Raw genomic sequence first — 13,756 nt, 5'->3', positions numbered from 1 at the left:
GGAATGGTTAACTTTTGAAACACTTTCGACCGGGCGTAGCGAGGGGGCGATCGGATATGATGTTTGTTATGTTATAACATTTTGGTTGTCACCCATGAATCACAGCGGACTACTCTTCTCGCTCGGCGGTCGCCTGATGGTCGCCTTACTGCTCATCGCCTTTTTAGCCTTAGCTATCTATTGGGGAATGCAAAAATGATGCATTTCAACCGATTGCAGGCTGGCTACCAAGGTCAGGCCGTGACGCCGGTGGTGACCGGCGAACTGGCAGCGGGCAGTATGACGGCGCTGGTGGGTGCCAATGGCACCGGAAAATCCACGCTATTAAAAACCATTGCGGGTCTGTTGCCGCCGGTTGCTGGCACCTGTGAAGTTCAGGTTCCGCGCAAAGCATTGGGTTGGTTGCCGCAGCGCAGCGAATTAGAAACGCGTTTTCCTCTCACCGTCTATGAGTTAGTGGCGATGGGCTGCTGGCCGCGCTGTGGTTGGTTCGGCGGCATCAACCGTGCTTTGCGCCTGGAAATCGATGCCGCGCTGGATGCGGTGATGATGCGTGAGTTTGCCGATGCTCAGCCCTCGACGCTTTCTGGCGGTCAGTTGCAGCGCGTACTGTTCGCCCGTTTGATGTTGCAGCAGAGCAAAGTCTGGCTGCTGGATGAGCCTTTTAATGGCATTGATACGCAGACCGTGGCGTTACTGATGTCCATCCTCGAACAGCAACAGAAACTCGGCACGACCTTGCTGGTGGTGCTGCACGACCGCCCATTAGTGGCGCGCCATTTTAACGATGTGTTGTCGCTCGACGATGCAACCTCCGCTCAAACTCCACTGCTGCGTAGGGTGGCTTCGTGACCTTGATTCAACCCTTTATCGAATTTGGTTTTATGCGCCGCGCCCTGGTGGCCTGTGTGGCTTTAGCGCTGAGCGCCACACCGCTCGGCGTCTTTCTTTCATTGCGTCGCATGAGTCTGGTGGGGGATGCGCTATCCCATGCGGTGTTACCCGGCGCGGCGATTGGCTACCTGGTGTCTGGATTATCGCTGGTGGCGATGGGCATCGGTGGACTGATTGCTGGCCTGGCGGTGGCGCTGCTCTCTGGCGCCGTCAGCCGCTATACCCCGCTGAAAGAGGATGCCAGCTTCTCGGGCTTCTATCTCGGCTCGCTGGCCTTGGGCGTCACGCTGGTTTCGCTGCGCGGCTCAAGCGTCGATCTGCTGCACGTGCTGTTTGGTTCGCTGCTGGCGGTCGACAACGCGGCCATCTTATTGGTTGGAGGTATTGCGGCTTTCACCTTACTGATGCTGGCCGTGATTTTTCGTCCGCTGGTGATCGACGCCTTCGATCCTGATTTCCTGCGCGCGCAGGGCAAGTGGAGCGCGCCTGTGGTGCACGGCATCTTTCTGATGCTGGTGGTGCTCAATCTTGTGGCCGGTTTTCAGGTGCTCGGCACGCTGATGTCGGTGGGCTTGATGATGTTACCCGCAACCAGCGCCCGTTTCTGGAGTCGTCATCTGGCCTGCATGCTCGGTATCGCCATGCTGCTGGCGATGGTCGCCGCGCTGGTGGGACTGATCCTTTCCTGGCACTTCTCGCTGCCCGCCGGACCCGCGGTGGTGCTGAGTGCGGCCGTACTGTTTTTGCTTTCTGTTTTGACAGGACCATGTGGTGGCCTGCTGCGCCGCCGATAATCAAACTATAAGGGGATATGAATGAAAAAGTTAACGTTAAGCCTGGCCATTGGCACCCTGTTTATCAGCCCATTGACCATGGCGAAAACGGTCGATGTAGTGGCGAGTTTCACCGTGCTGGCAGATATCGTCAAGCAGGTGGGTGGCGAACATGTCAACGTGAAGTCACTGGTGGGCCCGAACGGCGATCCGCATACCTTTGAACCGACACCGCAAGACAGCCAGGCGTTGTCCAAAGCTAACGTGGTGTTTGTCAGTGGCCTCGGCATGGAAGGCTGGATGGATCGTCTGATCAGCGCGTCAGGTTATAAAGGCACCATCGTCGTGGCATCAAACGGCGTGAACACGCGCAAAATGGAAGAAGACGGCAAAACCGTTACCGATCCTCACGCGTGGAACAGCATGCAGAATGGCGTGATCTACGCGACCAACGTCATGAACGCACTGATTAAAGCCGACCCAGAAGATGCGGCTGATATCCGTAAAAGTGGTGAAAGCTATATTCAACAGCTGCAGAAGCTGGATAGCTGGGCGAAAAGCGAGTTTGCTTCCGTACCAAAAAGCAAACGTAAAGTCCTGACCAGCCACGATGCCTTTGGATACTTTGGTCAGCGCTATGGCGTGAGCTTTATGGCACCGGTTGGTTTCTCAACGGAAGCAGAAGCCAGCGCCAGCGATGTGGCTTCGATCATCAAACAGTTGAAAGCAGAGCACATCAATACCTACTTCATGGAGAATCAGACTGACCCACGTCTGGTGAAACAGATTGCCAGTGAGACTGGCGCACAACCGGGTGGTGAGCTGTATCCAGAAGCGCTGTCCGAAGCAAATGGTCCAGCGGCAACCTATGTTGATGCGTTCAAACATAACGTTGAAACCATTGCCAAAAGCATGAAGTAAAAAAGGCCGGGGAGCATCCCGGCCAATTATCACGACACTTTCCTACCTTTTTTCTTTCTTCCCTGAACCGCCTTAAAGCGCGGATTGGTTTTGCAGATCACGTAAATGCGGCCTTTACGGCGCACGACTTTGCAATCCTTGTGGCGGGTCTTGGCAGACCGTAATGAACTTAATACTTGCATGGATGTAACCCCGATTAGTTGCCGCGCGTCAGGAAGCTACCAAAACGCTTATTGAAGCGTGCAGCGCTGCCCTCTTTGGTGAGATCTTTCTGCTTACCGGTGTAATGAACGTGCGACTTGGATGAGACATCCAGCGTCACGTAAGGCAGCACTTCACCTTCGAACTCAATGGTGCGTTCGGTTTTAATGGTGGAGCCGATTTTGAAGTACTCGTCTACCGAGGTGTCATGGAACACCACAGGGCGGTAAAGCGGATGGATATTCGGTTTCATAACTGCGGTCTCATGTAATGTTATACTATAACAATAGTATGAACCTGCAGAGAATTGATTGCAACCGTGATTGCAGTATGGGTATTCATCAGGCAGGAGAGCGCAGCAATAAAAAAGGCCGCTTACGCGGCCTTTTCAACAGGTTAAAACTTAGTGCTTGTGTTCGACCGGATGACCTTGTTCGATATCCGCTTTGTTCTTACCGAAGCGGCGACGCACCACCACGAAGAACACCGGAACGAAGAAGATGGCCAATGCTGTTGCCGTGACCATACCGCCCATTACGCCGGTACCGACGGCGTTCTGTGCGCCAGAACCGGCACCGGTGCTGATCGCCAGCGGCAGTACACCGAGGATAAAGGCAAGTGAGGTCATCAGAATTGGACGCAGACGCATACGCGCGGCTTCCAGCGTTGACTCCACCAATCCTTTCCCTTCCTTCTCCATCAAATCCTTAGCGAATTCAACGATCAGGATGGCGTTCTTCGCCGACAAGCCGATAGTGGTTAACAGCCCCACCACGAAGTAGACGTCGTTACTGAGTCCGCGCAAGGTGGTGAAGATCAACGCACCGACCACACCGAGCGGTACCACCAGCATAACCGAGAACGGAATCGACCAGCTCTCATACAGCGCCGCCAGACACAGGAACACCACAATCAGCGAGATCGCATACAGGGCAGGGGCCTGGTTACCGGACAGACGTTCCTGATAGGACATACCGGTCCAGTCATAGCCAATTCCGGCAGGCAGTTTACCTGCCAGCTCTTCCATCAGGTTCATGGCATCACCGGAACTCTTGCCTGGTGCAGCCTGGCCGAGGATTTCCATTGATGGCAAGCCGTTATAGCGCTCCAGACGTGGCGAACCGTACTGCCACTTCGCCGAAGAGAAGGCGGAGAACGGCACCATGGTGCCTGAGCTGTTGCGCACGAACCATTTGCTGATGTCGTCTGGCAGCATGCGCGAGTCGGCTTGGCCCATCACGTACACTTTCTTCACACGACCGCGGTCGATAAAGTCGTTAACGTAAGAACCACCCCAACCGGCGCCCAGCGTGGTGTTGATGTCAGACAGCGACACACCTAATGCCTGTGCTTTTTCCTGATCGATAATCAGTTTGTACTGTGGGGTATCTTCCATACCGTTCGGACGCACGCCCACCAACGTATCCGGATGTTGGGCAATCATGCCAAACAACTGGTTACGCGCGGCGGTCAACTTCTCGTGCCCTAGGTTACCCTGGTCAGTCAGCATAAAGTCGAAGCCGGTGGCGTTACCCAGTTCGATAATCGCTGGCAGGTTGAACGGGAAGACCATCGCATCTTTAATCTGACCCAGCGCTTTCATTGCACGTCCCGCAATCGCAGGCACCTTCAGACTGGCGTCACCACGCTCATCCCAAGGCTTGAGGCTGACGAACGCAATACCGGTGTTTTGACCACGACCGGCAAAGCCGAAGCCGTTAACGGTAAACACCGAGTTAACGCTGTCTTTCTCTTTGTTCAGGAAGTAATCCGTGACCTGATCCAGCACTTTCTGGGTACGTTCCTGCGTCGCACCAGCAGGCAACTGCGCCTGTGCCAGTAACAGACCCTGATCCTCTTCCGGCAGGAACGAGGTGGGCAGTTTCAGGAACAGGTACGCCATACCGACCACGATCACCAGATAGATCACCAGATAGCGACCGGTGCTGCGAACGATATGACCTACGCTATCAACATAGTGGTTGGTGCTCTTATCGAACAGACGGTTAAACCAGCCGAAGAAACCGGTGGTTTTACCGTGATCGCCTTTCTTAACCGGTTTCAGCATGGTGGCACAGAGTGCTGGCGTCAGAATCAACGCCACCAGGACTGACAGCGCCATGGCCGAAACGATAGTGATTGAGAACTGGCGATAGATAACACCGGTTGAACCGCCGAAGAAGGCCATCGGGATAAATACCGCTGACAGCACCAAGGCGATACCGACCAATGCACCCTGAATCTGCTCCATCGAACGCTTGGTGGCTTCTTTAGGCGGTAAGCCCTCTTCGACCATTACGCGCTCAACGTTCTCGACCACCACGATGGCATCATCCACCAGCAAGCCGATGGCGAGCACCATCCCGAACATCGTCAGGGTGTTTATCGAGTAACCGAAGGCGCTGATGATGGCAAAAGTACCCAACAGAACGACCGGCACGGCGATGGTTGGAATCAAGGTCGCGCGGAAGTTCTGCAGGAACAGATACATCACCAGGAACACCAGCACAATCGCTTCAAACAGCGTTTTCACCACTTCGAAGATGGAGATCTTCACAAATGGCGTGGTGTCATACGGATAAACGGTTTTCATACCGGCAGGGAAGAAGGGCTGCAGTTTAGCCAGCTCATCTTTCACCGCCTTGGCGGTATCCAATGCGTTCGCACCAGTGGCCAGCTTAATACCGATACCGGATGCAGGTTTACCGTTATAACGTGCGATGATCTCGTAGTTCTCACCACCCAATTCGATCTTCGCGACGTCACGCAGGCGCACCTGTGAGCCATCCTGATTAACCTTCAGCAAGATATTACCGAACTCATCCGTGGATGTCAGACGTGTCTGCGCAATGATCGAGGCGTTCAACTGCTGGCCCGGAACCGGCGGCGTACCACCTAACTGGCCTGCAGCAATCTGGGTGTTCTGGGTCTGCAACGCACTGATGACATCAACCGGTGTCAGTTGATAGTTATTCAGCTTGTGCGGATCAAGCCAGATACGCATGGCATATTGCGCACCAAATACCTGAGTATCACCGACGCCAGGCGTACGGCTGATCGGGTCTTTGATGTTAGAGGCAACATAGTCAGAGATGTCATTCTGCGTCATGTTGTCGTTATCGCTAACAAAACCGGCCACCATCAAGAAGCTGCTAGAGGATTTTTTTACCTGAATCCCCTGTTGCTGAACTTCTTGCGGCAGTAACGGCATCGCCAGTTGCAGTTTGTTCTGCACCTGAACCTGCGCGATATCGGCATCAGTGCCCGACTGGAACGTCAACGTCAGCGTCAGGGTACCTGACGAGTCACTGCTCGACGCCATGTACATCAGGCCATCGATGCCGTTCATGTTTTGTTCGATAACCTGGGTTACCGAATCCTGCAGCGTTTTCGCATCCGCACCCGGATAAGTCGCCTGAATTTCAACTGCCGGTGGCGCAACATTGGGATATTGCTCAATCGGCAAGTTGATAATTGCTAAAGTACCCGCCAGCATGATGATGATGGCGAGCACCCAGGCAAAAATGGGGCGATCAATAAAGAACTTAGCCATGTATCAGTGGCTCCTGTTTAGGACGATGATTTAGCAGACTGTGTTTCCGGTGCTGCTTTGGCATCATCTTTGACTTCTTGTGGTGTCACCTGCGCACCTGGCTTGGCACGCTGAAGACCGACGGTGATCACGCGATCGCCTTCTTTCAGGCCATCCGTCACCAGCCATTTGTCACCAAATGCCTGATTCGCCGTAATATTACGCACTTCAACTTTGTTATCTGCGCCCACGACCATCGCCGTTGCCTGACCGGTTGGGGTGCGAGTCACACCTTGCTGCGGAACCAGCAGTGCGGTGGGGTTAGTCCCTTCATCCAGACGCGCACGCACAAACATACCTGGCAGCAGGCGGTGGTCCGGGTTCGGGAAGATGGCACGCAGCGTGATCGAGCCAGTGGTTTCATCCACGGTCACATCAGAGAATTCCAATGTGCCTGGTTGAGTGTATGCGCTACCGTTTTGCATTAGCAGGGTGACGTTGGCTTTTCCGTCATTCTGCTTCAGCTGACCTGACTCCAGTTCTGCGCGCAAACGCAGGAAATCATCACTGGATTGGGTCACATCGACATACATCGGATCAAGCTGTTGCACGGTCGCCAGGGCAGTGGTTTGTCCGCTGGAAACTAAAGCACCTTCAGTGACTGAAGATTTACCAATGCGTCCGCTGATAGGCGAGGTCACTTTGGTATAGGCCAGATTGATACGCGCGGTCTCAACATTCGCTTGTGCAGCCTGAACAGCAGCGGCGGTCTGTGCAGCGGTTGCGGCGGCGGTGTCATAGTCCTGCTGGCTGATGTATTTGGTACCCAGCAGCGGCTTATAACGCTTGATGGTTAACTGCGCGACGTGCGCGTTGGCTTGTGCCTGCGCTAAATCGCCTTTGGCGCTGTCGTAAGCGGCCTGATAGGTAGCGGGATCGATCTGATACAGGGAAACGCCTGCTTTGATATCCGTACCTTCCTCAAAATTACGCTTCAGAATAATGCCTGAGACCTGAGGGCGCACTTCTGCCACTCGGAAAGCCGACGTACGGCCAGGCAATTCGGTAGTGATCTTCAAGGGCTCGTTTTTTAACGTCACAACACCCACTTCTGGGGGCTGCTGCTGGGCGGCTTGCTGGGATTTATTATCATCACATCCTGTTAACACAAAGCTGCCTGAAAGCATCAGGACGGCCGCCAGAGGGGCTAATCCTCTGTTTTTATTCATAAATAAACCTCTAGTGTCCGATATCAAATGATCAATGGATCACAAACCGATAAACCCATTGCTGCGTTAAAACACGGGTCGTGCTATGGTACATACATTCACAAATGTATGTAAACTTGCCAGTTTGTAAAAAAAGTCCTCTATGGCACGAAAAACCAAAGCGCAAGCACTTGAAACTCGGCATCAAATTCTGGATGCCGCTTTAGCACACTTCTCTGAACACGGTGTGGCTGCCACATCCCTGGCAGATATCGCAACAGCGGCCGGCGTAACGCGCGGTGCTATCTACTGGCATTTCAAAAATAAAGCCGATCTCTTGCATGAAATCTGGCTGCGCTGTGACGCTGGGCTTGATGATGTGGAACTTGAGTATCAGACAAAATACCCGGGCGATCCACTTTCTGTTATCCGTTCGATGTTGATCTATATCCTTGAAGCCACAGCAAAGGATCCACAAAGACGCGCATTAATGGAGATTATCTTCCATAAATGTGAGTTTGTTGGCGAAATGTCGACGTTACAGGATATGCGTCAAAGTTTACTGTTGGAGTGTTACGACCGAATTGAATTAGTGCTACGTGAATGTATTGAAGTCGGGCAGTTACCGGCCGGTCTGAATACGCTGCAGTCAGCTCGGCTGATGTGCGGATACATTAATGGCATGATGGAAAACTGGCTGTTCAACCCGCAGGCATTTGATTTGGCTGCGGATGCGCCGCAGTTGGTGGATGCCTTTATCGATATGCTGCGGTTGAGTTCAACGCTTTCAACTCCCCGTTGATGGGCTGGATTCGGTGTCGTCGCGACGGCCTTCAGGCCGCCATCGGATCAGGCGCGCTTAATTTTCTGCTGCCAGCTTCTGTTGATAATCACGCTGTACAATCGCCAGAGCCGCCAGCACGGTAGCGGTTGGCACCTGGTTCTCTTCCAGCAGTTGAATTAAATCCACCGCCAGTTTGATCTCGTCTGATGCTGTTTCCAGTGACATTCTCTCTCCTAAATGCGTAATTTTGCCGCCACCAGCAGCATCAATATTGATCCAATCAGCGCCACAGCAAAGCCCGCAGGATGCAGGGTGCCCAGATCGCCGGTGGTAAAGTAAGTCGCTATATAACCACCGATAAGTGCGCCAATCACCGCCAGCACCAGCGTCGGCACAAAGCCGCCTGGTCGACCGGGAAACATCATGCGTTTTAACCCGCCTGCGGCAATGCCAATCACAACCCAGAAGATAAGCGTCATGATTTTCCTCCTTTTATGGTTGGGGAAAGTATAGAGGAAAGCGGACGCTGATTATCGTGTCGAGGATGACATTTCCAGTTTATGTAGCGCCGAACGACAACGCGCTAAACGCTCGTGCAGCACTTCGACTTCGCGAATGAGTTGCTGCTGCACGCTCAGCGTCTCCGCTTTTGCCAGATGCTGTTCGCGCTGTTGAATCATCGCTAACAGCCGGGTTTCATAGCCCAGATACTCTTCACGCTTCTGCTGGCGCGGATCGACGCGTGGGCGTTCACGTGAGGTGCGCAGCTGTTGGCTTTGGCATTCGCGCTGTAACGCCGCAATCTGGTCCAGCACCTTCTCCGCCAGCCATTGGCGACGGGCGACATCAGTGTCCACCGCGAACAGTTGCGTGACATTTTGTTCCAGCTCAAGAAGATAGTCGGCTAAACGTGTACCTTTACACCGGAATAACTGTGCGTCGAAACGCGGCTGACGGCATGCGCCATCGCGCTGCTGCGCAATCTGCTGGCGCAGTTGATCGACAAGGTTAAGTAAGCGCTGTTGTGCGGGCGGTTGGGGCATCACTCTGATTCCGACTGTGTTAACGTAGCGCAGTTCCGACTTTATCAGGCATCAGGCATGCAGCGAATTTTACTCATCAGCCTCGGTTGGCTAGCGATTGTGCTGGGTACGCTGGGCATTGTATTACCTTTATTGCCCACCACGCCATTTGTGTTGCTGGCGGCATGGTGTTTTGCCCGTTCCTCGCCGCGCTTTCATCACTGGCTGCTGTGGCGTTCACCGTTTGGCCGTTACATTCGCCACTGGCAACAGCACCGCGCGATGCCGCCAGGCGCGAAAGGCCGCGCCATGTTGCTGATTATCGTCACCTTTGCCGTCTCTATCTATGTCGTCGACATGTTGTGGGTGCGGATTATGCTCGGCGTCATGTTGTGCGCGCTGCTACTGTTTATGTGGCGCATCCCGGTAGTGGCAGAAAATGCTGACACGCGCGAATAAGCGCGTCAGGGTTGCATTTAACCGGGTATTTGCATAGATTTGGGCATCTTCGTGCGTGGCTTCCCTGTTTAAATGTCTTCGCTTAACCCGGTCTCCGGGTATTGGCGCTGTCAGAAGCTTCGCGTATTAGATATTTTTCCAGGCGTAACACTTATGACCGCAACTGCTCAGCAGCTTGAACTCATCAAAAACAGCATCAAAAGCATTCCTGACTACCCTAAGCCGGGCATCCTGTTCCGCGACGTCACCAGTTTGATGGAAGACCCTCAGGCGTATGCCGCGTCGATCGGCATTCTGGTTGAGCGCTATCGTGGTAAAGGCATCACCAAAGTGGTGGGCACTGAAGCGCGTGGCTTCCTGTTCGGTGCACCCGTCGCGTTAGGTTTGGGCGTGGGTTTTGTGCCGGTACGTAAGCCAGGCAAACTGCCGCGTGAAACCTTCAGTGAAAGCTATGAGCTGGAGTATGGCTCTGATGCGCTTGAGTTGCATAAAGACGCGATCAAGCCGGGTGATGTGGTGCTGGTGGTTGACGATCTGCTGGCGACCGGCGGTACGCTGGAAGCCACGGTGAAGCTGATCCGCCGTGCCGGTGGTGAAGTGAAAGATGCCGCGTTTGTGATCAATTTGTTCGATCTGAGCGGTGAAGCGCGCCTGACGGCGATGGGCATCGACTGCTTCAGCCTGGTGAATTTCCCCGGCCACTAAGGCCCGTGCGCCATTGGGCGGCCTGATGGCCGCCCCTCCGTCAAACCGCCAGTCTCTCCTCTCACTCAACGTATCTCGGGTATAGGCATATCCTGTTGTGGCTGTTAGACTACTGCCCATATAAACAGGGTTTTGCGAAGCTGCATTTTCCCCCTTTGTCTGTGGCGGAACCCGGTTCACTTAGCCGCACCGCTGTGCCAACTCAATAAAATCCAGTGATCGAATCCACATGAGCTATCAGGTACTTGCGCGAAAATGGCGTCCCCAGGCTTTCGCTGACGTAGTCGGTCAGGAACATGTGCTGACTGCGCTGGCCAACGGGCTGTCACTGGGACGAATCCATCATGCTTATCTCTTTTCCGGTACTCGCGGCGTAGGGAAGACGTCGATCGCGCGTCTGCTGGCGAAAGGCCTTAACTGCGAAACCGGCATCACCTCCACGCCTTGTGGTCAATGCGACAACTGCCGTGAAATTGAGCAGGGCCGTTTTGTCGATCTGATTGAGATCGACGCCGCCTCACGCACCAAAGTCGAAGACACGCGCGATCTGCTGGATAACGTGCAGTACGCACCGGCACGTGGGCGCTTCAAGGTTTACCTGATCGATGAAGTGCACATGCTCTCGCGTCACAGCTTCAACGCACTGTTGAAAACGCTGGAAGAGCCGCCTTCACACGTTAAATTCCTGCTGGCGACCACCGATCCGCAAAAACTGCCGGTCACTATTCTGTCGCGCTGTCTGCAATTCCATCTGAAAGCACTGGATGTTGAACAAATTCAACAGCAGTTAGCGCACGTGTTGCAGCAGGAGCAGATTGCCGCCGAGCCGCGCGCACTGCATCTGCTGGCGCGTGCCGCAGACGGCAGTATGCGCGATGCGCTCAGCCTGACCGACCAGGCGATTGCCATGGGGCAGGGCAGCGTGACGCGTGAAACCGTGGCGCAGATGCTGGGCACGCTGGATGATGAGCAGCCGCTGGCGTTGATTGAAGCTTTGGTTGATGGCCAGGGCGAGCAGGTGATGGCGCTACTGAACCAGGCGGCCTCGCGTGGTGTTGAGTGGGAAGCGCTGCTGGTGGAGATGCTGCGTCTGCTGCACCGCGTGGCGATGGTGCAACTTTTGCCGAGTTCGCTGGGCGAAGATGATCTTACTCAGGCACAGCGCCTGCGCGACTTAGCCCGCGTATTACCGCCTGCCGATGTTCAGCTCTATTACCAGACCCTGCTGATGGGGCGTAAAGATCTGCCGCTGGCGCCGGATCGTCGTTTAGGCGTTGAGATGACACTGCTGCGTGCGCTGGCTTTCCACCCGCAGGCCACCATTGCCGAACCGGTCGCCCGCCCCAGCTTGATTCCGCAGGCCGCGCCACAAGCGCCCGTTGCGCCATCGGCTCCGGCCGCGAAAGCTGCGCCAGCTGCACAGCCGCAGATGGCGCCGCCCATGCACGATGCGCCGCCGATGGCCGATGACTACCCGGATATGCCACCGGCCCCCGAACATCTGTCCGACTCCACCAGTCAGCTACTTCAGGCGCGAACGCAGTTGCTGCGTCAGGGAGCCGGCAAAGCAAAAAAGAGTGAGCCGGCAGCGCGTTCCGCGCGGCCGGCGAATCCGGCGCTGGAACGTCTCGCCAGTGTCACTGAACGTGTGCAGCAGCGTACTGCAGAACCGGCAGTAAAAACCCCGGCCAAACCGGAAGCCTATCGCTGGAAAGCACAGCAGACGGTGGAAGTGAAAGCTGAGCCGGTCGCTACGCCAAAAGCCTTGCGTTCCGCGCTGGAGCATGAGAAAACGCCTGAGCTGGCGCTGCGTCTGGCAGAAGAAGCCCAGCAGCGCGATGCCTGGGCAGCAGAAATTGCCGCACTGACGCTGCCCAAACTGGTGCAGCAGGTGGCGTTAAATGCGTGGAAAGAAGTGGGCGAAAACAGTGTCACACTGCATCTGCGCAGCAGCCAGCGCCATCTGAATTCGGCGTCTGCCCGACAGTCGCTGGCCGAGGCGCTCAGTCACTCAGCCGGACAAACGGTTGAACTGACCATCGTTGAAGATGATAATCCCGCGGTATTGACGCCACTGGAATGGCGTCAGGCCATTTATGAAGAGAAGCTGGTGCAGGCGCGCCAGTCGATCGAAAGCGATACTCATATTCAGACCTTGCGTCGATTCTTCGATGCCGATCTGGATGAAGAGAGTATTCGACCCGTTTGAACACCCGCTGTCGCAGCTTGTTTGCGTGCAGCCCCAGCAGAGAGAGAAGACTATGTTTGGTAAAGGCGGATTGGGCAACCTGATGAAGCAGGCCCAGCAGATGCAAGACAAAATGGCCAAAGTTCAGGAAGAGATCGCCGCGCTGGAAGTGACCGGTGAATCAGGTGCTGGCTTGGTGAAAGTGACCATCAATGGCGCACACAACTGCCGCCGTGTCGAAGTCGATCCTAGCTTGCTGGAAGATGACAAAGACATGCTGGAAGATTTGATCGCAGCTGCGTTTAACGATGCGGCACGTCGCATCGACGAAACGCAGAAAGAGAAGATGGCGTCAGTCTCTTCTGGCATGCAGCTGCCACCTGGCTTCAAGATGCCGTTCTGATGCAAACCAGTCCACTGCTTGAATCTTTGATGGAGTCACTGCGCTGCCTGCCGGGCGTTGGCCCGAAGTCGGCGCAGCGCATGGCTTTTCATCTGTTGCAGCGCGATCGTAGCGGTGGCATGCGTCTGGCACAGGCGTTGACCCGTGCCATGTCGGAAATCGGCCACTGCGCCGATTGCCGCACCTTCACCGAGCAGGAAATCTGCACCATTTGCGCCAATCCTCGTCGTCAACAAAACGGTCAGATTTGCGTGGTGGAAAGCCCTGCCGATATCCACGCCATTGAGCAGACCGGCCAGTTTGGCGGCCGCTACTTTGTGCTGATGGGCCATTTGTCACCCTTGGATGGCATTGGTCCGCAGGACATTGGCCTGGATCGGCTGGAGCAGCGGCTGGAGCGTGAAACCCTGACGGAAGTCATCCTCGCCACCAACCCGACGGTGGAAGGGGAAGCCACAGCTAACTACATCGCTGAACTGTGCGGACAATATGGCGTTGATGCCAGCCGCATCGCGCACGGTGTGCCAGTGGGCGGTGAGTTGGAAATGGTCGATGGCACCACGCTGTCGCACTCGCTTGCCGGACGTCACAAGATTAAATTCTAATCACTTGCCGATGTCTTCACGGACATCGGCTTGAATTTCTCCTCATCATCCCCATTTCCTT

16 protein-coding genes and 1 other annotated feature are annotated in these 13,756 nt (G+C 55.0%); of the genes, 9 read left to right on the top strand and 7 right to left on the bottom strand.

Annotated elements, in window-relative coordinates; genetic code table 11:
• Positions 1 to 195 precede the first annotated feature (195 nt).
• Genes PSSD_RS10705 through PSSD_RS10695 form a run of 3 tightly spaced genes read left to right on the top strand, consistent with a single transcriptional unit; the run spans position 196 to position 2,588 of the window.
• Entirely contained in the window at positions 196 to 852 is a 657-nt protein-coding gene (locus tag PSSD_RS10705) for a metal ABC transporter ATP-binding protein (RefSeq protein ID WP_039330086.1), read from the top strand.
• A complete protein-coding gene (locus tag PSSD_RS10700; RefSeq protein WP_039330087.1) occupies positions 849 to 1,688 on the top strand; it encodes a metal ABC transporter permease in 840 nt (279 codons plus the stop codon). Before PSSD_RS10705 ends, PSSD_RS10700 begins: the two co-directional genes overlap by 4 nt.
• Before the next feature lie 21 nt (positions 1,689 to 1,709).
• Positions 1,710 to 2,588: a metal ABC transporter substrate-binding protein gene (locus PSSD_RS10695; RefSeq protein WP_039330088.1), complete on the top strand. Its 879-nt coding sequence runs from the start codon at positions 1,710 to 1,712 to the stop codon at positions 2,586 to 2,588.
• A gap of 29 nt (positions 2,589 to 2,617) precedes the next feature.
• Here PSSD_RS10695 and ykgO read toward each other — a convergent pair whose 3' ends face one another.
• The 4 genes from ykgO to PSSD_RS10680 form a co-directional block, all read right to left on the bottom strand.
• Complete coding sequence (gene ykgO / locus PSSD_RS26550; RefSeq protein WP_072214971.1) at positions 2,618 to 2,770, bottom strand: type B 50S ribosomal protein L36; 153 nt, start codon at positions 2,768 to 2,770, stop codon at positions 2,618 to 2,620.
• Between the two features lie 14 nt (positions 2,771 to 2,784).
• On the bottom strand, positions 2,785 to 3,042 hold the full coding sequence (locus tag PSSD_RS10690) for a type B 50S ribosomal protein L31 (protein ID WP_039330089.1): 258 nt from the start codon (positions 3,040 to 3,042) through the stop codon (positions 2,785 to 2,787).
• Positions 3,043 to 3,192: 150 nt separating this feature from the next.
• Positions 3,193 to 6,342 (bottom strand): multidrug efflux RND transporter permease subunit AcrB, encoded by a 3,150-nt coding sequence (locus tag PSSD_RS10685; RefSeq protein WP_058972245.1) that lies wholly within the window; start codon positions 6,340 to 6,342, stop codon positions 3,193 to 3,195.
• 17 nt (positions 6,343 to 6,359) lie between these two features.
• Positions 6,360 to 7,550: an efflux RND transporter periplasmic adaptor subunit gene (locus PSSD_RS10680; RefSeq protein WP_058972244.1), complete on the bottom strand. Its 1,191-nt coding sequence runs from the start codon at positions 7,548 to 7,550 to the stop codon at positions 6,360 to 6,362.
• Positions 7,551 to 7,692: 142 nt separating this feature from the next.
• Between PSSD_RS10680 and acrR the strand changes: the two genes are divergently transcribed.
• Positions 7,693 to 8,331, top strand: coding sequence for a multidrug efflux transporter transcriptional repressor AcrR (gene acrR / locus PSSD_RS10675; protein ID WP_039330092.1), 639 nt, complete (start codon positions 7,693 to 7,695; stop codon positions 8,329 to 8,331).
• A 57-nt stretch (positions 8,332 to 8,388) separates the two neighbouring features.
• Here the strand turns inward: acrR and rsmS are convergent, their stop codons facing one another.
• The 3 genes from rsmS to priC are packed head-to-tail and all read right to left on the bottom strand — an operon-like array spanning position 8,389 to position 9,356.
• Positions 8,389 to 8,538 carry a pleiotropic regulatory protein RsmS gene (gene rsmS, locus PSSD_RS26205; RefSeq protein ID WP_064511454.1) on the bottom strand — a complete coding sequence of 50 codons (150 nt, stop codon included), beginning with the start codon at positions 8,536 to 8,538 and terminating at the stop codon, positions 8,389 to 8,391.
• A gap of 8 nt (positions 8,539 to 8,546) precedes the next feature.
• Positions 8,547 to 8,792, bottom strand: coding sequence for a GlsB/YeaQ/YmgE family stress response membrane protein (locus PSSD_RS10670; protein ID WP_058972243.1), 246 nt, complete (start codon positions 8,790 to 8,792; stop codon positions 8,547 to 8,549).
• A gap of 51 nt (positions 8,793 to 8,843) precedes the next feature.
• The gene (gene priC / locus PSSD_RS10665) at positions 8,844 to 9,356 is read right to left on the bottom strand and encodes a primosomal replication protein PriC (RefSeq protein WP_058972242.1); all 513 of its coding nucleotides are present in this window, start codon (positions 9,354 to 9,356) and stop codon (positions 8,844 to 8,846) included.
• A gap of 57 nt (positions 9,357 to 9,413) precedes the next feature.
• Between priC and PSSD_RS10660 the strand changes: the two genes are divergently transcribed.
• From PSSD_RS10660 to recR, 5 genes are all read left to right on the top strand, one after another.
• A complete protein-coding gene (locus PSSD_RS10660; RefSeq protein WP_058971725.1) occupies positions 9,414 to 9,794 on the top strand; it encodes a DUF454 family protein in 381 nt (126 codons plus the stop codon).
• Positions 9,795 to 9,947: 153 nt separating this feature from the next.
• Entirely contained in the window at positions 9,948 to 10,499 is a 552-nt protein-coding gene (gene apt, locus PSSD_RS10655; protein WP_058971722.1) for an adenine phosphoribosyltransferase, read from the top strand.
• Between the two features lie 229 nt (positions 10,500 to 10,728).
• A complete protein-coding gene (gene dnaX, locus PSSD_RS10650; protein ID WP_058971719.1) occupies positions 10,729 to 12,708 on the top strand; it encodes a DNA polymerase III subunit gamma/tau in 1,980 nt (659 codons plus the stop codon).
• Positions 12,050 to 12,111, top strand: a sequence feature (DnaX frameshifting element). (Overlaps the previous gene by 62 nt.)
• Before the next feature lie 52 nt (positions 12,709 to 12,760).
• Complete coding sequence (locus tag PSSD_RS10645) at positions 12,761 to 13,090, top strand: YbaB/EbfC family nucleoid-associated protein (protein WP_031377860.1); 330 nt, start codon at positions 12,761 to 12,763, stop codon at positions 13,088 to 13,090.
• Positions 13,090 to 13,695: a recombination mediator RecR gene (gene recR, locus PSSD_RS10640; protein WP_058971716.1), complete on the top strand. Its 606-nt coding sequence runs from the start codon at positions 13,090 to 13,092 to the stop codon at positions 13,693 to 13,695. The genes PSSD_RS10645 and recR overlap by 1 nt, the downstream gene beginning before the upstream one ends.
• The last annotated feature ends 61 nt before the right edge of the window (positions 13,696 to 13,756 follow it).

Origin of the sequence: Type-D symbiont of Plautia stali, from assembly GCF_001485335.1 — a bacterium.
GTDB lineage: Bacteria > Pseudomonadota > Gammaproteobacteria > Enterobacterales > Enterobacteriaceae > Pantoea > Pantoea vagans_C.
The sequence above is the reverse complement of the archived record's forward strand: the minus strand, read 5'-3'. Positions and strand labels throughout refer to the sequence as shown.